The 21,311-nt window shown below is 61.0% G+C and carries 14 protein-coding genes; 8 read left to right on the top strand and 6 right to left on the bottom strand.

The window, feature by feature from the left end; genetic code table 11:
- Window positions 1-67: 67 nt before the first annotated feature.
- Window positions 68-811, top strand: coding sequence for a cytochrome c oxidase subunit 3 family protein (locus ABSG47_RS13685; RefSeq protein ID WP_424170258.1), 744 nt, complete (start codon window positions 68-70; stop codon window positions 809-811).
- Between the two features lie 37 nt (window positions 812-848).
- Window positions 849-1,196 carry a cytochrome C oxidase subunit IV family protein gene (locus tag ABSG47_RS13690; protein ID WP_424170259.1) on the top strand — a complete coding sequence of 116 codons (348 nt, stop codon included), beginning with the start codon at window positions 849-851 and terminating at the stop codon, window positions 1,194-1,196.
- A gap of 184 nt (window positions 1,197-1,380) precedes the next feature.
- On the opposite strand, the gene ABSG47_RS13695 is transcribed toward ABSG47_RS13690, so the two are convergent.
- Window positions 1,381-1,902, bottom strand: coding sequence for a GNAT family N-acetyltransferase (locus ABSG47_RS13695; protein ID WP_424170260.1), 522 nt, complete (start codon window positions 1,900-1,902; stop codon window positions 1,381-1,383).
- Between the two features lie 229 nt (window positions 1,903-2,131).
- Between ABSG47_RS13695 and ABSG47_RS13700 the strand changes: the two genes are divergently transcribed.
- Window positions 2,132-7,336 (top strand): choice-of-anchor D domain-containing protein, encoded by a 5,205-nt coding sequence (locus ABSG47_RS13700; protein ID WP_424170261.1) that lies wholly within the window; start codon window positions 2,132-2,134, stop codon window positions 7,334-7,336.
- Between the two features lie 172 nt (window positions 7,337-7,508).
- Here ABSG47_RS13700 and ABSG47_RS13705 read toward each other — a convergent pair whose 3' ends face one another.
- Complete coding sequence (locus tag ABSG47_RS13705) at window positions 7,509-9,998, bottom strand: LPS-assembly protein LptD (protein WP_424170262.1); 2,490 nt, start codon at window positions 9,996-9,998, stop codon at window positions 7,509-7,511.
- Window positions 9,999-10,275: 277 nt separating this feature from the next.
- On the opposite strand from ABSG47_RS13705, the gene ABSG47_RS13710 reads away from it, so the two are divergent.
- The 3 genes from ABSG47_RS13710 to ABSG47_RS13720 all read left to right on the top strand — a co-directional run bounded on the left by ABSG47_RS13710 (window position 10,276) and on the right by ABSG47_RS13720 (window position 12,490).
- Entirely contained in the window at window positions 10,276-11,790 is a 1,515-nt protein-coding gene (locus tag ABSG47_RS13710; protein WP_424170263.1) for an RDD family protein, read from the top strand.
- A gap of 71 nt (window positions 11,791-11,861) precedes the next feature.
- The gene (locus tag ABSG47_RS13715; RefSeq protein ID WP_424170264.1) at window positions 11,862-12,086 is read left to right on the top strand and encodes an antitoxin; all 225 of its coding nucleotides are present in this window, start codon (window positions 11,862-11,864) and stop codon (window positions 12,084-12,086) included.
- Window positions 12,086-12,490, top strand: a complete 405-nt coding sequence (locus tag ABSG47_RS13720; protein ID WP_424170265.1) for a type II toxin-antitoxin system VapC family toxin — start codon at window positions 12,086-12,088, stop codon at window positions 12,488-12,490. Before ABSG47_RS13715 ends, ABSG47_RS13720 begins: the two co-directional genes overlap by 1 nt.
- A 73-nt stretch (window positions 12,491-12,563) precedes the next feature.
- On the opposite strand, the gene ABSG47_RS13725 is transcribed toward ABSG47_RS13720, so the two are convergent.
- From ABSG47_RS13725 to ABSG47_RS13735, 3 genes are all read right to left on the bottom strand, one after another.
- Window positions 12,564-13,460, bottom strand: coding sequence for an ROK family protein (locus ABSG47_RS13725; RefSeq protein ID WP_424170266.1), 897 nt, complete (start codon window positions 13,458-13,460; stop codon window positions 12,564-12,566).
- A gap of 87 nt (window positions 13,461-13,547) precedes the next feature.
- Entirely contained in the window at window positions 13,548-14,957 is a 1,410-nt protein-coding gene (sthA, locus tag ABSG47_RS13730; protein ID WP_424170267.1) for a Si-specific NAD(P)(+) transhydrogenase, read from the bottom strand.
- A 217-nt stretch (window positions 14,958-15,174) separates the two neighbouring features.
- Window positions 15,175-16,878 carry a methyl-accepting chemotaxis protein gene (locus tag ABSG47_RS13735; protein WP_424170268.1) on the bottom strand — a complete coding sequence of 568 codons (1,704 nt, stop codon included), beginning with the start codon at window positions 16,876-16,878 and terminating at the stop codon, window positions 15,175-15,177.
- A gap of 462 nt (window positions 16,879-17,340) precedes the next feature.
- Between ABSG47_RS13735 and pstS the strand changes: the two genes are divergently transcribed.
- Together pstS and ABSG47_RS13745 are read left to right on the top strand one after the other, a co-directional pair.
- The gene (pstS, locus tag ABSG47_RS13740) at window positions 17,341-18,432 is read left to right on the top strand and encodes a phosphate ABC transporter substrate-binding protein PstS (protein ID WP_424170269.1); all 1,092 of its coding nucleotides are present in this window, start codon (window positions 17,341-17,343) and stop codon (window positions 18,430-18,432) included.
- A gap of 57 nt (window positions 18,433-18,489) precedes the next feature.
- Window positions 18,490-20,001: an MFS transporter gene (locus ABSG47_RS13745; protein ID WP_424170270.1), complete on the top strand. Its 1,512-nt coding sequence runs from the start codon at window positions 18,490-18,492 to the stop codon at window positions 19,999-20,001.
- 197 nt (window positions 20,002-20,198) lie between these two features.
- Here ABSG47_RS13745 and ABSG47_RS13750 read toward each other — a convergent pair.
- On the bottom strand, window positions 20,199-21,311 hold a 1,113-nt coding region (locus ABSG47_RS13750), incomplete at its 5' end, for a tetratricopeptide repeat protein (RefSeq protein WP_424170271.1).

Genomic DNA, 21,311 nt, shown 5'->3' on the forward strand with positions numbered 1-21,311 from the left:
TACGACTACGAGTGGCTGGAAAAAATGGAACTGGCCAAGAAGCAGCATGAGGGGCAGGAGGTTTCCAGTGTCGGATAGCTCTACTTTGGTTCACGCTGATCACGCGCACGAGCATCCGCCGTACCAGCGCCATCACTTTGAGACCATGCAGCAGCAGGTGGATGCCACCGGCTTTGCCATGTGGCTCTTCCTGCTCACGGAAATCATGTTCTTCGGCGGCATGTTTACCGCCTACCTTATCTATCGCAACTGGTATTATCCGGCCTTCGTTGCCGCATCGCATCAGCTCAACATCTTCTGGGGCAGTCTCAACACGCTGATCCTCATCAGCTCCAGCTTCACCATGGCTATGGGAGTGTGGAGCGCGCAGATGCGCAAGCAGGGCGCGCTTGTGCTCTGCCTCATCCTCACCTTCATCCTCGGTCTCGCCTTCCTCGGCATCAAGACCATCGAGTACAAGGAGAAGTTCGAGAAGCATCACGTCCCCGGCGCGCATTACAGCCTGCAGTCCTTCTTAAATCCGGATTCGGACCAGGAAGCGAGAGAGGCCCATGACAAGCCGCTGCCGCTCGACATGGCGCGTCACACCGAGATTTACTTCTCGCTCTACTTCGCCATGACCGGCATGCACGCGCTGCACATGATCATCGGCATCTGCATTCTCGGCTTCATGATCGTGCGCGCAAGGCAAGGCGCATATACCGGCGGCCACGTCAGCTTTGTCGAATACTTCGGGCTTTACTGGCACTTTGTCGATATTGTCTGGATATTCCTCTTCCCGCTGCTCTACCTGATCAGCAGGCACCAGTAAAGAACACCAGCAGAAACATTTTTCAGGAACTGACACTATGAGCGAGCACAACGTACAACACGATTCGCACGCCCCGAAAGATCATGACGACGCACTTGAAGGCCACATCGTCAGCCCGATCATCTACTTGATCATCTTCGGAGCACTGCTTGTTGGCACTGCACTTACAATCGGCGCCTCCTATGTCGAAATGGGACCGTGGAATCCAATCGTCGCCATCGCCATCGCAGTGGTCAAGGCCACGCTCGTCGTGCTCTTCTTCATGCACGTCAAGTACAGCCCCAAGCTCACCAAGCTCACCGTCGGCGCGGGCGTCTTCACCTTCCTCATCCTCATCTTCATGACGCTCTCGGACTACATTAGCCGCGCCTGGGGCCGCTGGTAAAACAGAGATCAGGGATCAGTTGTCAGAGATCAGCACAAAGGCCGCCATCAGGCGGCCTTTGTGTTTGGCTATCTTATACTGATCGGAGAAACCGAATGCATTTCATCATCCAGTTCGCTCGCTTCATCTGGATCGGTGCTGCGCTGGTCCTCGCGGCTGTTCTGCTTATGCGTGCCATACGTAATCAAAAATAGCTGGCAGGCTTCCCGTTCAACTGCATCTCGTAATAAATCAGCGGCGCTGAGCGATACACCGCCCGCCCTGCCTCCGTAAACCCGCACTTCGCATAGAACGGTCCCGCTCCTGCCGGCACATCGTAGGCATCCAGGCGAATCGCATCTCCGCCCGAGGCCAGCGCAATTCGTCGAGCCTCGTGAAGCGCCTCACATCCCACTCCCTGCCTCTGAAACTCAGGATGGACCGCCATATTCGTCAGGTAAAACGGCCTTTCCCGCGGCTCAAAATAGCTTAGGTCAATCGCCCACGGCTTGCGCGCCGTCAGCGCCAGCGTAGCTGCAATCCCGCCGCGATGCCGCGCCACATACACCTGCGCCTGCCGTACCGCTGCCAGCGCTCCATGCTCGCTCAGCGCCATGCACCAGAATCCCGGCCCGAACTCCTCCACCAGGCGCGCATTCACCGCCTCGCGCAGTCGCACCAGCCCCGGTGCATCATCGTCGTTCGCAAGCTGTAGCTGGATTGGCATCGGGATTTTGCGTCTTTCAATTCAGCCAGGACTGTTGGCTGGCCAGCTACAGAATAATCTCGCCTAGCTCGCACAGCCGCATTTCATGTCATAAAATGCGATTAGAAATCACACATAAGCAGCACACTCTTTTCTCCCTGGAACTGCGTGTCTCCACTCAGCCGTTTTACCGGACCTGCGCTCCGCCTTCAGAGAAAGGCTTAGGCGCAGATCCCTGGGCGGCGAAGGGATGCGTGTGTTTATCATCAAAGTATTATTCCGGGCAGGCATCGCAAGCCTGTATGCAGCATTTTGCCTGGCAATTCTGATCGCCGCCGCCGCGCAAGCACAGCTTGCCGCGCCCGCTCCCACGCATCCACTTCCGCCGCGTGTTCTTCAGGCCCAGCGCTTTCTCGCCCGTCGCGGCCTCAAGCCCGGCCTGCAAAGCAAGCCTCTTCGGCCGCGCCGCGCTGCCTCCGCACTCGCATCCCCTGAATTTGCCGCCGGAGAATCGATCTGGCAGCCGCTCGGGCCGCAGAGCGTCGTCACACCCTACTACGGAGCCGTCACCGGCCGCATCGCCTCCATCGCTATCGACCCATCGGACACCACAGGCAACACCGTCTACATAGGATCCACCGGCGGAGGCGTCTGGGCCTCGCAGAATGCCGCCACATCCAACCCCGCCAGCATCGTCTTTTCGCCGCTCACGGACTCGACCAGCGCACTGAACGGCGCCTCCGATCCGTCCATCAGCATCGGTGCAGTCACCGTTCAGCCCGGCGGCACAGGTGTCCTGCTCGCCGGCACCGGCGATACCAATGACGCTCTGGATTCCTATTACGGAGCCGGCATTCTCCGTTCCACGGACAATGGCGCCACCTGGACGCTCATCGAGCAGAGCTCCGATTTTGAAACCGGCGCCGGCTCCCAGAATTTCCTCTTTACCGGCCTTGGTTTTGCCGGCTTTGCCTGGAGCACGGCGAATCCGCAGGTCGCCGTTGCCGCTGTCTCTGAGGCCTATGAAGGCCTCCTCGTCAACGCCCAGCAGCCCGGTCTCAGCTTCGCAGGTCTTTACTATTCGGCAGATGCCGGAGCCACCTGGCATCTCTCGCGCATCGTCGATCCAAACGGAGTCGATGTGCAGGGTCCCGACGACAGTACGGGCGATAGCGAAGGCAACTCCGCCACAGCGGTCATCTGGAATCCCATCCGCAAGCTCTTCTTCGCCGCCATTCGCTACCACGGCTACTATCAGTCAGCGGACGGCATTACCTGGACGCGGCTTGCGAACCAGCCCGGCGTCAACCTCACCACCGTCCTGTGCCCCACCAATGCCACCACCACCGGCTCGCCGGCATGCCCCATCTTTCGCGGCGCGCTCGCCGTCAACCCACTCACAGGCGACACCTTTGCCTGGAGCGTCGATCTCAACAATCAGGATCAGGGTCTCTGGCAGGATGCATGCGGCATCTCCGGCGGAGCCTGCCCCAATCCCATTCCAGCCTTCGGCACGCAGTGGAACACTGCCGTGCTCGAATCCAACACCTCCCTGGGCCCGCAGACCATCTCGAACGGCGATTACAATTTCGTTCTCGCCGCCATTCCATCGCAGCAGGACACTTTGCTCTACGCCGGGGCCAACGATCTCTGGAAGTGTTCCCTCGCCGCCGGTTGCGCCTGGCGAAACACCACCAACGCCCTCACCTGCCTCAGCGCCCAGGTCGGCCCGTACCAGCACGCTCTCACCTGGAATCCCGCCAACCCAACCGAGCTTCTCATCGGCAATGACAGCGGCCTCTGGCGCAGCCTCGATGGCATCGGCGAAACGGGTTCCGTCTGCGCCTCCACAGACGCAAGCCACTTTCAGAACCTCAACTCCAGCCTCGGCTCACTCGCGGAAATCGAATCCATGCCGCCGCCGGGTCTCTCGCCCTACAACACAATGCTCGGCCTCGGCGTAAACGGTACTGCCGGCATCAAGGGCGCATCCGCGCCCACCGCGCAATGGCCGCAGATTCTCTCCGGCGAAGGCGGTCCCGTCGCCATCGATCCCTCCAACTCCAACAACTGGTATGTCAACAATGGCGCAGGCGTCTCCATTCATCTCTGCTCCAGCTCAGGCTCCTGCACCCCGTCGGATTTCGGCCTCAGTCCCGTCGTTGGCGACTCGCAGGTCGCAAACGATGGCCTCACCATGACCACCCCCGCGCCCTTCCTCGTCGATCCTGCCGACCCCACGCAGCTTCTCATCGGCACCTGCCGCATCTGGCGCGGCCCCGCCAGCGGAACCGGCTGGACCGCATCCAACGCCATCAGTCCCATCCTCGATACCGGTTCCACCAGCGGCTACTGCAACGGCGACGCTCTTATTCGCACCCTCGCCGCCATGCCGCTCGCCGGGGGCGGGGAAGTGGTGTACGCCGGCATGTATGGCTTCCTCGATGGCGGCGCGCGCCTCGCCGGTGAGGTCTTCAGCGCCACCATGAGCTCTACGGGCGTCTGGTCCTCCTGGACCAATCTCTCCCTGAACCCAGTTGTGAATGGCACCGTCGGGCTCAACATCTACCAGTTCGACATCTCCACCATCGTCATCGATCCCAGCGACTCGACCGGCAACACCGTTTACCTCACCGTTGACGGATTTCCCACCGGATCTGAAATCTTCTCGACCGTCTACCGTTCCACCGATGGCGGCGCGCACTGGTACGGTCTCATATCCAATCTTGAAGCCGTTCCCGTGAATGCGCTCGCCATTGATCCCAAAGACCCCAATACGGTGTACGTCGCCACGGACTTCGGCGTCTTCGCCACACGCCAGATCGGCGCCTGCGCCACCGCGCCTTCCACCTGCTGGGAGCCCATGGGAGCCGGACTCCCCGGCACGCCCGCGGTCGCTCTCGGAGCCACGCCTGCCGCCTCTTCCACGCCGGTACTCGTAGCTGCAACATACGGTCGCGGCCTCTGGCAAATCCCGCTCTTGACCGCGGGAGCCCAGCTCACCACCGCATCGCTCTCACCCTCGTCTCTTACTTTCACTGCGCAGTCCGTCGGATCCTCCAGCAGCCCGCAGACCATCACTGTCACAAATACCGGAGGATTTGGCTTTTCCATCGATACCGGCGGCGTTACCATCACCGGCAACTTCACCGAAACCGACAACTGCGCCGGCCAGGAGATTCTTGCCGGCTCTTCCTGCGCCATCCAGGTCTACTTCACCCCCGCCGCCACGGGAAATAACACCGGCCAGGTCACCGTCTCCGGCAACATACCCAGCTCGCTCACCGCCTCGCTCACCGGCACGGGTATTCCAGCCAGTTCAGTCACCATCGCCCCCAGCATCCTCGCCTTCGGCAATGTGGAAGTCGGATCGCAATCCTCCACTCTGTTTCTCACCGTGCAAAACACAGCCTCCGCCTCGGTGCCCGTCACCAGCCTCACCGTCACGCCGCCTTTCGTCCTGCCCCCCAATAGCAATAGCTGCGGAAGCACGCTCGCCGCCTCATCCGACTGCTCGTTTTCCATCGGCTTCAATCCCACCACCGCCGGCAGCTTTACCGGTACCCTCACCATGGTCGATTCCGCTGGCACGCAGATCGTCCCGCTCACCGGGACCGGAACCACCCCGCCCACCGACGCGCTCTCGCCCTCCTCGCTCGTCTTTTCCGGAACCGTCATCGCTCAACCAAGCAGCGCGCAGACCGTTACGCTCGCCAACACCGGCCAGAACATTCTCACCGGAATCGCCGTCTCCATCTCCGGACCCTTCCAGCAAACCACAAGCTGCGCCGCTCAGCTTGCCGGGCAGTCCACCTGCCCCATCAATGTCGTCTTCGTGCCCACAGCCGCAGGCTCTGCCTCCGGCACGCTCACGCTAACGGATGGCATCCGGACGCAGACAATCTCCCTCAGCGGCACGGGCCTGAATCCACCTATCATCTCCGTCAGCCCCGCTTCCTTCATCTTCAGCCAGCAATCCACCGGCGTCGCCACCGTGCCGCAAACCCTCACCGTCTCGAACACCGGCGGCGCGCCCATGAGCAATATCGGCTTCCAGATCACCGGAGCCTCATCTTCCTCATTCTCCGTCGCTTCCACCACCTGCGGAGCCACCCTCAACGCCGGCTCCAGTTGTACCGCGCAAATCGTCTTTACCCCCATCGCCATTGGCGGAGCCTCGGCCTCGCTGGCCGTCTCCACTTCGACCGCCGGTGTCAGCCCCGCCACAGTTTCACTCAGTGGAAACGGAACCGGAGTCGGCCTCAACGTCACTCCCACGCAGCTCACCTTCGCTGCCCAGCAGTTGGGTCAGACAAGCGCCGCTCAGGCAGTCACCATCAGCAACACCAGCAGCGCCGCCGCCACCGGTTTCAGCCTCGCTGTCTCCTCTTCCTTCGGCCTGACCGGCAGCACCTGCACGTCCAGCCTCGCCGGCGGAGCCACATGTACAGTCGGCGTCACTTTCACACCGGAGTCAAGCGGCCCCATCAACGGTCAGCTCGCGGTCAACTCCACCTCGGCGCTCGGTTCCGCTACCATCTCGTTAACCGGAACAGGCGGACTCAATGGCGCTGTCCAGTTCAAGCCCTCTTCCATCGCTTTCCCGGTCACCGGCGTCGGCCAGACCAGCGCTCCCACCGCCGTCACCATTACCAACGTCGATCCCACAAGCACGCTCTCCAGCCTGAATCTCACAGCCTCCACAGGCTTCGCGCTGGTCAGTAACACCTGCGGCTCCGCGCTTGCGCCAAATGCCAGTTGCACCGTCGGCGTTGAGTTCGCGCCCATTGCGGCCGGTCCGGCTACCGGAAACCTCATCGTCTCCAGCACCGCGCTTGGCGCTCCCGCTACGGTTCCACTCACCGGCACGGGATTCGACTTCACCGTCGTCGCGGACGGACCCTCCAATGTCACCGTAGCCAGTGGCCAGACCGCCGGATACGCGCTCACCATCACACCGCTCGGCGGAGTCTCCGCCAGCTTCGCCTTCCAGTGCGGAACTCTCCCCCAGTACGCCGGCTGCACCTCCACGCCTGCCACACTCAGCGTCGCCGCTGGCGGCTTTGGCACAGAAACCGTCGACGTTACCACCAGCCAGACCACCGGCGCGCTCATTCTTCGCTCCCGGCCCCACTTGCAGTCCGGCCCGCGTTCAAGCTCCCACTCCAGTTCATCCGGCCCATTCGCAGCTCTCTGCTGTCTTGTTCTTCTGCTGCCGTTCGCCGCGCTCCGCGGATTCCGCAGAGCCGTGTTGCTCGCCGCCGTGCTCATGCTCTCCACCGGCGTGCTCATCAGTTGTTCCGGCTCGGGCGGCGGTGGCGGCGGTAGCAGCGGCGGCGGCGGCGGCGGAGGCGACTCCACAAGCACAACTCCTGCGGGAACCTACACCATCCCCGTGCAGGTCACCGCCAACGGCGTCCAGCATTCCATCAGTCTCACACTTGTCGTGGATTGAAAGGCAGGGGAAAGGGGTCGGGGATCAGGGATCAGGGATCAGAAAACATGATGTGTCCTTGATCGATGAAGCTCATTGTCTTTTTTTAAATGCTCAAGCCGCACAGCGCTGTTTAGCGATGCATCGGGGAGGGTGTATTTGTGTGCTGATCCCTGATCCCTGTTCCCTGCCTTTAATACACCGGCGGCAGCGTCGGATCTCGGAAGGGCGTCGTCGAGTGATGCACATTTCCCACAGATCCAAAGTTCGCAAATGTAAAGCTGTACAGGTACTCCACGTCGTCGCCGCGCAGCGTGCCCAGGTCAAGCTTCCTGTATCCCAGCGAAATACCGCAGCAGTTCCAGTTGTACACGCCCAGAATCCCCGCATATTGCAGTGTGCTGCGTACAAGGTCGTACCCCGCATTCGCTGCCAGGTTAAACCCGGTGCGGCTCTGCTTGCCAATCTCCAGAAAAGGATTGATCTGCTGGCTCTGGACGGGCGCCGTCCCCGGACCTTGCTCATCCACCGCACTCAGCAGCGAGTGGCCCAGCCCAAGCGTCGTAATCCCCCAGCTATAGCCCGCAAAAATGTTGTTCGCGTCCAGCCGGCCCGACTTCGTGTCATAGTCCAGGTCCCACTCGATCCGCAGATTGGGTATCGCCTCAAACCGCATCCGCGAAACCAGCGGTGACAAATCCCGCGATCCCGTCAAAAACGCAACACTCGTCAGATCCAGCGTCGATTCCAGGATGTTTCGCCTGTTGTCAATCACCGCTCCGCCAAAATTCGGGTCCAGGTAGTATCGCTGCGTAATCTGCCAGCTCGCCCACTCCCGCGGATGCGCCGTGCAATCGGCCGAGCCCGCATCCTCGATCGTCTCGTCGCAATCCTTCGCAACCGATCCGGCAGGCGGCTTCACATAAAACCGTTGCGTCAGGCTGTAACCCACTTCATTCGTATTCGAGACAGTATCCGCCGTGTCAAAGAGCAGCACATTCTGCTCCTTCGCCCCAACCCCGCCTATATACCGGTAGGTCAGCTCCGGCTCAATCACGTGCCGCAGCACCCATCCGCTGCTCAGAGAGAAATCCCGCTCCACCGCCGGCGGTCGCACATCCACTCCAGCCTCCAGATCTGCCCGGTTCAGCGATTCGTGGCTCACAGACGGAACGTAGCTGTTCGTTCCCGTCAGATCCGGTGTCTGGCTCCCCGTATAAAACGTCTCCCGAAACGCCGCCTCCGGCACAATACTCCATCCCCCCGCCACAATCGGCATCGAGATATGCGGATAGAGATCGTACCGCCCCTCATTATGCGCGTGAAAATCCGGCTCGGACCGGCTCAGGTGCGCGATGCTCGAATCCACCCCCCAGTAAACCGGGCTTGTGCCCAGCGGCCGGTCCAGCACCTCGTAGCGCAGGCTCGGCAGCTTCATAATGCGCGCCTCATCCCCGTTCGTTGAGCTCGCAAAGTTCTGCATCCGGTAAAACTCCGCGGACGCCACCAGTCCGTTATGCTGATTCGTCAACGCCACGTCGCTCTTCACTTGGGAGGCAATCGCCTGCAAGAAGTTTTCGTTAAACACCAGCCGGTACACATAGCTCGAAAGAAACTCTGCATTGCCTGAAATCCTAGTCTCCTGCGAAAGATCCTTCCGTCCCAGCGCCACAATATCCACGCCGCCCTGGTTCACCAGCACGGTCTGGCCTGTCTGTGGTCCTGAAGTTTGCAACTGCTCTACCCCGCGGTCCAGCAGCGCGTTCCACGTGGATGTCAGGTGATCCTGTCCCAGCCCCTTGTAGCGAAAGTTCCCGCGTGGCTCAAACCCGCGCTTCGAGAAGTACTTCAGGCCAACCGTCATGTCCATGTTGCGGCTGATGACCCAGTAGTAATCCGCGCCCATCGTATATCCATAAGTTGAGTTGTAGTTGCTCGGAGTCTCAAAGTTCATAAGCCCGCTCTCGCGACCCGACTCATCCGTCGGATGCTGCAGCCACGGCAGGTAAAAGATCGGAATCCCCAGCAGCGTCAGGTGCGCGTTCTTCGTCGTCGCCTGCTGGTCCTCCACGCGAATCTGTCGCGACAGAATCTGCCAGTCCGGCTTCGGCAGCCGGCAATTGGTCATCGTTCCGTCGACAATCTGGTACTTGCCCTCGCCGCTCTGCACCAGCACGCGGCCCGTAAACACAAACGGGTTCACCGTCGAATACACCACCGTCCGCCCCATTGAGCGGACACCCACCGTACCCGTCACGTTGTAAAACTGTCCGGTATGCGTGTTCAGCCGCATCTCGCCGCGGTCAGCCGTCAGCGCCAGATCGTCCGGCCCGCCCACCATCCGGACGTGCCCTTCTGCCTCCACATCCGTTGTGTCCTGGTGATAAATCACCTTGTCCGCGCTCAAAACATAGTCCTTGTAGCGAAACTCGGTCACGTTATAAAGGGTGGCAATCTTGTTTCCCAGGGTCTGCCGGTCGGCTACCCAGCTCACCGGCTCGCCTCCAACCGGTACCGGCTCCTGCTTCGCTAAAGGCAGCGCCTGCAGCCCCGGATCGTCCGGCAACTGCTCAGTCGCGCTGCTCTGAGGCGTGGGAGGTAACCCATTGGTCAACGTCTGTCCCGTAAGTTGCAGGTGACAGAGCATGATTGCCGTGATAAACAGAAAATTGCGCAGGTGCATCCTTCAACCAAGGCTCAGCATAGCAAATGCGGCGTCTTGTTTAAGGACGTATCCAGCGCGGCTCTGGCAACAGGAAAATTCGGCTCAGGTTTAACCTGGTTCCACGCGAGTCAACCGCCGCACAATCAGCGGTTTGCTTGCGCAGCCCTGTATTTTCCGCGAACTCGACCTTTCAAGCGAGCAACCGGCTGTCCGTAAGGCCAGTCAAACACAACCGGCTCTGAAATCTGCGGAACCACCAGACTGGAAGAGGAGCCGATTTGAAGGGAAGATACGATTGAGTACACTCGGCCAGCCCATCGCCCCCGAATGGCGGCAGGAAGTGAACCGCCGCCTCGCGGAACACAAAAACCGCAAGGTCAACACCTCGGATGCCTCTGCTCCGGCTCAGCCCATCGCCCCCGGCGCCAGTCGCGCAGCGCAGGCTGCAGCCCGCGTCGCCGCGCGTTACGCCCAGGCCAAGAGCTACAGCCAGATGCAGGCCGAGGAAGCCCGCATGGCTGTCCGGGCAGCGGAGATCGCCACCCAGGTAGCTCTTGAAGCTCAATCCGCCGCAGAGTCCGCGCTCGCCGGGCTGCACGCCGCCTCCATCGAAGCTCCCGCCCGTCCAGCCGCTTCGGTTGTCACCATGCCGCGTGAAGCTACCCGTCAGCCCGCGCCGTCCGCGCCCGCCGAGTGGGAGTGGACCAACGACAGGCTTGTTTCTGAGCCGGTTGCCAACCAGCCTCTTGGTCTCAATACCGGTTTCTCCGCTGAGCCTTACGCGGAAACAACCGCTCCCGAGGCTGTCGATCCCGCGCCACTTCCCGAGCCGCCATCCGGCCCCGTCACCAGCGCAAAAGACAGCTCCGGCAATCTCCTGCACATTCGCTGGGAGCCGGACATGCCGCTCCGTGAGACCGCCACATCCGCATCGGAGCCTCTCGACCTCAGCACGGAGGACTGGTTCACTCCCGCCGAAACCGCTCACCCGCAGCACGAGCCGCTTGAGATTGAAGCCCACACCATCCACGCCAATCTCATTCACTTTCCGCGCGAGCTGGTCGCCACCCGCCGCATGCGGCCGCGTCTTGCAGAAGGCATCGCTCAGCCGGAGCAGCCCGGCACGCAGCTCAGCATCTTTGAAGTCGATCCCAGCTCAGTTCAAACCGGCCTCACTCAAGTTGATCTCATCCAGACTGAGACGCCCGCACCAGGCTCATTCCCGGACTACGCGGAGCCGCAATCACACGCTGAATCAGCAGCCGAGCCAGTCGCAGCCTCATACACCGTTCGCCAACCCGCCGCCCCATCCGTTCCCTGGTCCACGGCCAGGTGGCATGGCATGAAGCTCGATGCTCAGGCCGTTCCCGCTTCTGCCGCAGCTCTCGATGCGCACAACAAGCCGGCTCTAGCCGGCCTCAACCGCCGCCTCATGGCAGGCACCGTCGATCTCGCCCTCGTCACCGCCATCGCAGCCTTTCTCTGGCTCACCATGGCTCTCGGCATGGCCGGCCCGCTCGTGCCCCGTACCGCGGAGTTGCTTGGCGCTGGCCTCTTCGCTCTCGCCGGCCTTGCCTACCACGCATTCTTCTGCCTGCTCTCGCTCCGCACTCCCGGAATGCGCTACGCCGGCCTCTCGCTTTGCACCTTCGACGATTGCATCCCCACACCCGAGCAGATGCGCCGCCGCCTCGGAGCCATGACCGTCTCCATGCTTCCCCTCGGCCTCGGCATGCTCTGGAGCCTCTTCGACGAAGACCGCCTAAGCTGGCACGACCGCTACTCGCAGACCTACCTCCGCCACACCTAGCCGCGCAGATTCTTGCCCCGGTCCCCGGAGTGGCATATACTTTTGTATATGCCACTCCGGAGGGGCCTTTTATGCAGCGCACAGCGAAAATATTCATGAACAATCGCAGCCAGGCCGTCCGCATTCCCCGCGAATTCCAGTTCTCCACCACCGAGGTCTACATCCGCAAGGAAGGTAATGACCTCATCCTCTCGCCCCGCCCGCAAGACTGGTCCGCAGTGCTCGCTGGGCCCTATGCATCTCCTGAATTCATGGAAGGTTATGAGGATCTTCCGGCTGAGGAGATTGATTTCTGATGCCACGCTACATGCTGGACACAGACATCTTTTCTTACGCATCGAAAGGGACGAATCAGGAAGTATTCCGCAGGCTCTCACTCGTAAGCGTCGGCGATGTTTACATCTCCGTCATCGTCAACGCAGAAATAGAATTTGGGATCATGTCCTCGCCAAAGCCGGAAAGAGACAGGGAAAGATCTCTGATCCTCCTTCAACACATAACCGTGCTCGATTTCCCCAGGGAAGCCGTTCATGACTATGGTCTGATTCGCTCAGATCTTCAACGGCGCGGCCAGTTGATCGGCGCCAACGACATGCTCATCGCCGCCCACGCACGCTATCTGGGTCTCACGCTTGTCACAAATAACATCAGGGAATTCTCCCGCATTCCCGGTCTTACGCTCGAAAACTGGGCCGAATAAACAAAGCCGGAGCATTAGCTCCGGCTCTCATTCTTACTGATCCCTGACCCCTGATCCCTGACCCCTGTCCTTCTCACCACGTCAGCGCCCGCAGGGCACTCACACCTGCGCCAAGCAGCGCAGTCTCATCGTTCGGCTCCAGCACTTCCAGCGAATAGCTCTGCAGCGGGCTCAGTCTCACCATCGGCTCCAGGCACTCCCGCAGCGTCCCCAGGTTCAGAAAGCCCACATTGTGCCCTGTGTAGTAAAACCGTCCCGGCCCCGCCAGATGAATGAAGGAAGCCGTCGCCGCCGCCAGCGCCCGGTGCCACAGCATCACAAACTCCCGGCACTCGCGGTCGCCCTGCTTCGCCGCCGCAAAGACCTCCTCCGGCTCCTTGTCCAGAAACCGCAGGCGCATCGCGCGGTAGCCCATAATGCCTTCCAGGTGTCCCTGGCCGCCGCAGCCGCAGAAGCGCTCCTTCGGGTCAAGAGTGACGGTGATATGTCCGCCCTCCCAGACGCCCTCCACATAAGGCCAGCGCCCGTATCCAATGCCGTTTCCAATCGTCCACACACGCGTCAGCCGGTCAAGCTGTCCGCGCGTTGCCGCCACGCCCGCCGCAATCGCGTCCGCATCGTTGGCAATATGCACCGGAGCCTTGATCCCGCGCTTCTCAAGCAGCGCGCCAAGATCCTCCGCCATGTGCATGCCCTTTAGCTGCACCAGGTTGGGGCTGTCTTCCACAATTCCGTGCCGCACAATCCCCGGCACCGCCACGCCAATGGCCTGGATTGGTTCGCCGTTGTTCGCCAGCCCGGCAATCTGCTCCGCCAGCATTTCCACCAGCTCACTGCCCGGGACCGCAATCAGCGCATCCAGCTCGCAGGTATCCTCCGGAAATCGCACCGGTTTGCCTACCAACTTGTGACCTTTCAGCCGTCCCGCCACAAGATGTTCGGTCATCACAACGCCGATCGCTACCGTCATTGCGTTCCCCTCAAATAATCCAGTCTGTCGAAATCCAGACTGTCTGCAACCAGTCCGTCTGAGCCCAGCGCCGCCGGCCAAACCGGCTCAGCCCTGTGCCTGGTACTTTCCCAGCCGTCCCAGTCCGTTAAACGCGGCCACTTTATAGCACTCGGCCAGTGTCGGATAGTTGAATACTGTTTCCACGAAATAGTCAACGTTGCCGCCCAGCGTCATCACGGCCTGGCCAATGTGCACCAGCTCGCTCGCGCCTTCGCCAATAATATGCACGCCCAGAATCTTCCGCGTATCGCGGTGAAAAATCAGCTTCAGCCTGCCCGTCGTATCCCCGCGAATCTGCCCTCGCGCAGTCTCGCGATAATACGCCATGCCTACCTCGTACGGCACGTCCTCATCGGTCAGTTGTTCCTCGGTCTTGCCAATAAAGCTGATCTCCGGAATCGTATAAATTCCATACGGATAGAAACTCGGGTTCGACGCCGCTGCAGTATCGTCAAACGCCCGGTGCGCTGCAATCCGTCCCTGCTCCATTGACACTGAAGCCAGCGCCGGAAAGCCCACCACATCGCCCACAGCATAAATATGCGGCACCTTCGTCTGGTAGTCTCCGTCCACAGGAATTCTACCCCGCGAATCCGACTCCAGTCCCGCCGCCGCCAGGTTCAATTCGTCCACCGCGCCCTGCCGCCCAATCGCGTACAGCAGCGCGTCGCCGCTCACCCGCTTCTTGCTTTCAAGATTCGCCACCACGCTTCCATCCGGCATCTCTTCCACCGTGGAAACCTCTTCGCCCAGCCGCATCGTCACCCGGCTGTCGCGCAGGTGGTAGCTCAGCGACTCCACAATCTCCTGGTCGGCAAACTCCAGCAGCTTCGGCCGCTTCTCGATAATCGTCACCCGCACGCCCAGAATCGCGAACATGCAGGCATATTCCACACCAATCACGCCGCCGCCCACCACAATCAGCGTCCGCGGCAGCACCGGCAGGTCCAGCACCTGGTCGGAATTGATAATCGTGCGCCCGTTGATCGGCACCTTAGCGCTGGAAGCGGGCTTCGTCCCGACCGCAATAATGATCCGCTCGGACTCAATTGTCGTATCGCCCGTCGGTCCTTCCACGCGCAGCGTATTCGGGTCGGTAAAGTGCGCAATCCCATGCACCACGTCGATCCCGTTCCGCGACAGTTGCGCCTCCGTCACATCCACCTCGGTCTTCACCACAGATTGCACCCGGAAGGCCAGATCCGCCATCGTAATGCGTTCCTTCACCCGGTAGTTCATCCCGTAGACCGACTTGTAGTTATAGCCCGACAGATGCAGCACTGCCTCGCGCATCGTCTTGGACGGAATCGTGCCCGTATTCACGCACACGCCGCCCACCACCGACCGCGCCTCAATCACCACCACGCGCTTCTTCATCTTCGAGGCGGCCACGGCAGCGCGCTGCCCGCTCGGGCCCGAGCCAATGATAGCGAGATCGTATTTCACGGCGCTCATGCGTGTCGTTCTCTCCTGAACGGCCTTCCGGCCGGCTCCGTAGCAGGTCTGGAAGAGACCCCACAAATCGGAGCCTACCATATTGGTCTAAACATGCATGTGAAGACAAATGAAAAGCCCCGGAAGATTCCCAGGGCCTTATGGAATGCTTACGGAGAACCAGTTCGGGAATCACCAATCTCTGCTTCTTCCGACCCCTGACCCCTGACCCCTGCCGTCACGCCGTGACGGCTTTCATCGGCGCCTGCCACGCGCAGCTGTCCATCCGTCCGCCCTTCTGCGAATCATCCCCCAGGTGGAACTGCTTGATCATTCCATCCAGTTGGCCGGCCAGACTCGCCAGTTCCTTCAGCGCCGCCACAGATTGCTCCGAACCCATCGAATTCTCATGCGCCAGGTTTGAAATCTCACCCGCCGACATCGAAATCTCGCCCGCCGCCGCCGTCTGCTCCGTCGCTGCCGCCGCAATCAGCTGAATCTGCTGCTCCACTTCCTTCGACGAGACAATAATCTCCTCCAGACTCTTCCGCGCCCGGCCCGTCTCGCCTAATCCGGTCTCAACAGCCGTCTTGCTCTCTTCCATTACAGACAGCGTTGCCCGCGTCTCTACCTGAATGCTCTGGATCGTCCCGGCAATCTCCTCCGTCGCGCCCTTGGTGCGTTCCGCCAGCCGCCTTACCTCGCCCGCAACCACCGCAAAGCCACGCCCATGCTCGCCGGCCCGCGCCGCCTCAATCGCCGCATTCAGAGCCAGCAGGTTCGTCTGCTCGCTGATGCCCTGAATCACGCTCACCACCTTGCCAATCTCCTCACTCCGCGCCGCCAGCGAGTTCATCTTCTCCGCTACCAGCCCCGTCGCCTTGGCAATCTTCTCCATCGTCGCCGCCGCGGCCTGCATCACCGCGCCGCCCTGCTCCGCCGTCTCGGCGGAAATACGGCTCGCGCCAGCCGCCTGCGCCGCATTTCTGCCAATCTCGCCAATCGTCGCCGTCATCTCCTGCGCCGCCGCCGCAATCTGGTTTGTCCGGCTGGATTGCGTCTGCGCGTTGCCCAGCGTCTGCACCGCCTTCGCGCTGATCTCCTCAGACGAGTTCGTCAGCGTCTCAGCCCCCTGCGCCACCGCGCGCAGAACCGTCTGCATCGATTCCACGCACGTATTCAGCGCCGTACCCAGCCGACCAATCTCGTCCTCGCCCTTCACATCGGCATGTACCGAGAAGTCCTTCTCCGCCATCCGCTCCAGCAGCGCAATCCCCATCGCAATTCGCGGAGCAATCAGCGCCGTCAGCACCCGGCCGATCAGCGCGCACAGCACTGCAATGAACGCCGTCATCGCCACATTGATCCATGTCGCCCGCTGGCTCGCCCGCGTCACCTTGTCTGCGCTCTCCGTGCCGTACTTGATGTTCAGATCGAGATCCTTGCTCGCATCGTCCAGCGCACTGTGGAACTGCGCCTGCGTCGCATCGGCGGTCAGCACGTCCAGCCCATCGGCTGCATTATTGGCCGCCATCAGCGCCACGCCCTTGTTGCTCTTCTCCATGTACTTTGCCCAGTTCGCCGTAAATCTCTGGTACACCTCGCGCTCGCCCGCATACATGATCAGCGGCTCATACCGCTTCTGCGCCCCCTCAAGCTCCAGCAGGGCATCCTGCCGCTTCGCCGTATATGCCGCCGTGCAGGCCGCATTCTGGCACAGCAAAATGTCCAGGTCCTCCAGGCGAACCGTATCAATCGCGCCGCGCATCTTCGACAGCTCCACCACCGCCGGCAGCGCCGAGCTGCTCACATCGTGGCTGCTCACGGCAATCGAGTGAAACGTAAGGAACGTAAACACCCCCAGCGCCACGCACAGCCCGCACACCATGCCAAAGGCATACACAAACTTGGTAGAAACAGGCAGATTCTTCAGGTTCACCATAAACAGGAACTCCCTCCAACGAGCGACATCCCTGTTCATCGGCGCGTTCAATAACGGACTTGAGTCACACCGGCCCAATCTCCCGAATCCTTTCCCGTCATGACCGAAGAGAGCCGCAGGCTTCAGTTCGGGAAGAAACAAATGAGAAAGTCCGGACTTCGGTCCATGGCCAGAGACCTTTCGGCGCGGCTTCTGACGATAGCCCGATTTTTCGATACAAATCAGTCCGTAACGAGCGCATTGGAACGAGTGCGTTGGCGAGGATGCGCAACTCGACATCCGCCCCCACTTCCAATACACAAGATCATTGACCTGGGACGCTCATGGATTGAACCAACCAACCGCATCCTTGCGCGATGTCATCATCTCGTAACATCCCACCTGTACTGTGAGGTGGCATTTCTCAAGAGCCCGTCCCCCGCAAGCTGACCAAATCTCTCAGGTCTTACAAGGAGTCCCGGCATGAGTGCTTGTAGCAAGAGCATCCTTCACAGAACTGGATACATCGCCGCATTGGCCGTTGGATTGACAGCCTTACCGATTGCGATAGCGCAATCGACGGGATTGACCATCGCGGAAACGGGATCGACCCTGATCTATCCTCTGTTCAAGGGCTGGATCGACGCGTACTCCAAAGTCGATCCCGGCGTGCATATGACAGCCGGCGCCACCGGCTCCGGCGCGGGCATCGCTCAGGCCATCGCCAGGCAGGTACAGATCGGAACCTCCGACGCCTACATGTCCGACAACGAAGCGATGGCCAACCCTCACATACTCAATATCCCCATCGCGATCTCGGCCCAGACCGTGCAAGTGAATCTGCCGGAACTGCGCGGCCGCGGACTCAAGCTCAGCGGCCCCGTCCTGGGCGGCATCTATTCCGGAACCATCCGCACATGGGACGCGGCACCCATCGCCGAACTCAATCCCGGAGTCAGCCTTCCGCACCATGCCATCGTGCCTGTTCGCCGCGCTGAAGGCTCGGGCGATACCTTCATCTTCACGCAGTTCCTGAGTTTTTCCGGCCCGGATGCGCACGATTCATGGGAGCAGAAGATTGGCTATGGCACCACGGTCAATTGGCCATCGGTATCAGGCATGCTGACAGCAACCGGTAACCAGGGAATGGTGCAGACAATTGCTCGCACGCCCTATGCGATTGGCTACGTCGGCGGCAGCTTTCAGGATGATGCGGCCAAGGCCGGCCTCATCGCCGCAATGCTGCAGAATCAGGACGGACAATTTCTGCTTCCCACGCCCGCAACCATCACCGCAGCCGCTGCGGAACTCACGCCGCGCACGCCCGTCGATGAGCGCCTGACCCTGGTCTTCGCACCCGGCTCCAATTCGTATCCGCTCATCAATTACGAATACGCCATGGTCTCTGACCAGCAGCCGAACCAGCAGACCGCCCAAGCCGTCAGCAACTTCCTGCTCTGGTGCATCTCGCCGCAGGGCGGCAGCGCGGATAGCCTCCTGAAGCCAGTACACTTCATCGCGTTGCCGACTTCCATCCGCGCTCGCAGCGAATTGCAGATCGCCAAAATCCACTAGCTTGATCCAGCAGGTTGGTCCCGTAGTTTGATCCAGGAAACCGGAAGGAAATCGCTCATGCCAATTGACATCAATTCCGTAGCGAGCCAGCCCCGCACGGTGCAGCAGTACATTGACGAGTTGCCAGTCTGGCCCGATGGCACACATCTTCCCTCCACGCCCATGACCAGCATGCAGCGCCTCATCTGGATGCTGGCCGCGGCGGGCAAGTTCTTTGAAGGCTTCGTCGTCTTCATGACCGGTGTGGCTCTGCCGCTCATCGCGCGCCAGTTCGAAATCGGCCCCGCGCAGCGCGGCCTCGTAACGGCCGCAAGCCTCTGCGGCATCCTCGTAGGAGCCGTCGGCCTCGGCACCTTGTCAGACCAGTTCGGCCGCAAAGCAATGTTTATCGTGGAGATGATCATCTTCACAGCATTCCTTGGCGCAGCCGTCTTCTGCACCAGCTTTATCTCGCTGGTCATCTGCCTCTTCGGGCTCGGCCTCGCGCTCGGCTGTGACTACCCCACGGCGCACATGATCATCTCCGAGAGCATTCCCAGCACCAGCCGGGGCAAGCTCGTGCTCGGCGCATTCGCATTCCAGGCCGTCGGCGCGGTAGCCGGCGCAGCCGTTGGATACGCAGTGCTGACCATCGTCCCCAATCTCGATGCCTGGCGTTGGATGTTTGCCACAGCGGTTATACCCGCGGCCGTGGTCACCGTAGCCCGTTTCTGGATCACAGAGAGCGCCAACTGGCTGCATTCCAAAGGCAACACGGAGCGCGCCACCGTGGCTGCCCAGAAACTCCTGGTACGCACCCCGCAATATCCGCAGAATGTCGTCCTGATGCAAAAGGCGGCTCCGGGACACGGGCATGGCGGCGGATCGTTCTTCTCCTTGTTCCAGAAGCGCTACCGTCGCGCCACCATTCTCGCCTCCGTGCCCTGGTTCCTTCAGGATCTCGCCACCTACGGCATCGGCATCTTCGCGCCAACCATCCTCGCCACAGCCTTCGGGCATAAGGCGGAACATGTGCGCAGCATGAGCGATCTCATCGCCAATGCCACGGAGGGCGCCAAAGGCGACGCCATGATCACCCTTCTGCTGATCATCGGCATCATCTTTGCCGTCATGCTGGCAGACAAGGTGGGCCGCATCCGCCTGCAGATCATCGGCTTCATCGGCTGCGCCGTGGGTCTGCTCATCGCTTCGTTGTCCGTCGGCCTCACCGGCACTCTTTCGGTCGTGCTCATCTTCATCGGCTTCATGCTCTTCCAGTTCATGACCAACCTTGGCCCCAACGCGCAAACCTACCTGCTGGCCGGCGAAGTCTTTCCCACCGCCATCCGAGGCGCGGGCGCAGGCTTCGCCGCGGCCTTCGCAAAAATCGGCGCAGTCGCGACCGCATTCCTGTTTCCCATCCTGCTGGATGTGGTCGGAACACGGATGCTGCTCTACGGCCTCATCATCAGCTCATTGCTGGGCGCAGTGGTCACCTGGTTCTTCCGCATTGAAACAGCAGGCGTCAACCTCGACCAGATCGATGAGATCGCCGCAGCCACCCCGGAAAAATCGAAAGCAATTGCCTGAACCAGCCGGGGAGCAGCCATCAGCCGCTCCCCGATCTTTCGCTTCGTGTCACGGCGCGGCTGAACTTCAGCCGTGCCGTAGGGCAAGCAGGATGAATGCGGCTTCAGCCGCTGAGGAATGATTTTTGTAAGCCGCTACGGCAAATTTTCACTTTTTCCGCAGCCTGTTCAGCCCTCGGAATAAGCCCTCGCGCTGAGCTAAGGTTCCAGCACCAGCTCGCAGATGGCTCCGTAGCAGTTAAGCATGACCCTTGCCGCGAGCCGTGCATCCTCACCGGGGGGATAACGATCGCTCCACTTTGCCGCCTCGGCCTTCTCCTGCATCGGGTGCGGTACCATGCCGACCGGCAGGGCTGATACTACTCCGCCGGACGACAGCAGAACCCGGAATTCCGCTGTCCCTTTCAATCCGCCCGCCGCGCCGATCTTCCAGCTCCGCATCGCCTGCAAATCCGCGCGTCCATCAGGTGTCTGCGTCATTTTCGCAGCGGCTTTAGCCGCATCCAGCTTTGTCCGCAGCTCTTTCGCGCGCGGAGGGTCAATCTTGATCCGAACACCCATGCGGTCCGTCGTCGGCAGAGTAGCCAGTGCATCGGCATAGGCGGTCGCAGCATCCGCTAGTTTCTTCTCGGCCATCAGGACGTCGCCAAGATGCTCTCCGACCTCGGCGTTTTCGCGCATCGTCATTGCCGGCCGAATCCATGCCTCGGCGTCCGCGGCTTTATCTTCCTTGAACAATATCCAGCCCATGGTGTCCCAGCAGGCTGTTATTAGAAAACTCTTCTGGCGCAGTAATGCTTGCGCTTCGCCGCCAGTCCAGGTGCGCGACTCCGCCGCCAGTTGTGCAAGGACGGCACGTTCGGTCTGTTCAGCCAGCGGAAGATCGCGTCCCGCTACCGCGAGTTCGTAGCTGGCGTCATTGCGCCGCGTCAGGTCCGCGGAATCCTTTGCGATTGCCAGCATCAACGGCTCACCGGCGTCGATATCGCCGCCACGCATCTCGGCCTCGCCCAGGACCAGACGGAAACCTTCTTCTTTTCGCGCATCCTCGGTCAGCACACCCTCGGCTGCTTTAGCCTGTTTCAGCGCTCCCGCATTGTCTTGCTGGCTCAGCAGCATCTGCACAGCCTGGACGGATGGCGTGGGATTCGCTGGCGCGCGCTTCTGCCACCGTGTCAGCGTATCGAGAGCCGCGGCATTGTCACCGGTCATGCCTTGCAGACTGGACAGATTGCGATAGGCGAACTCAGCTTCGGGATGCAGGTCAATCTCTTTGGCGTAAAGCTGCATCGCCTCTTTTTGATTGCCACG

This window comes from Occallatibacter sp., assembly GCF_049510455.1.
Classification (GTDB): Bacteria; Acidobacteriota; Terriglobia; order Terriglobales; family Acidobacteriaceae; genus Telmatobacter.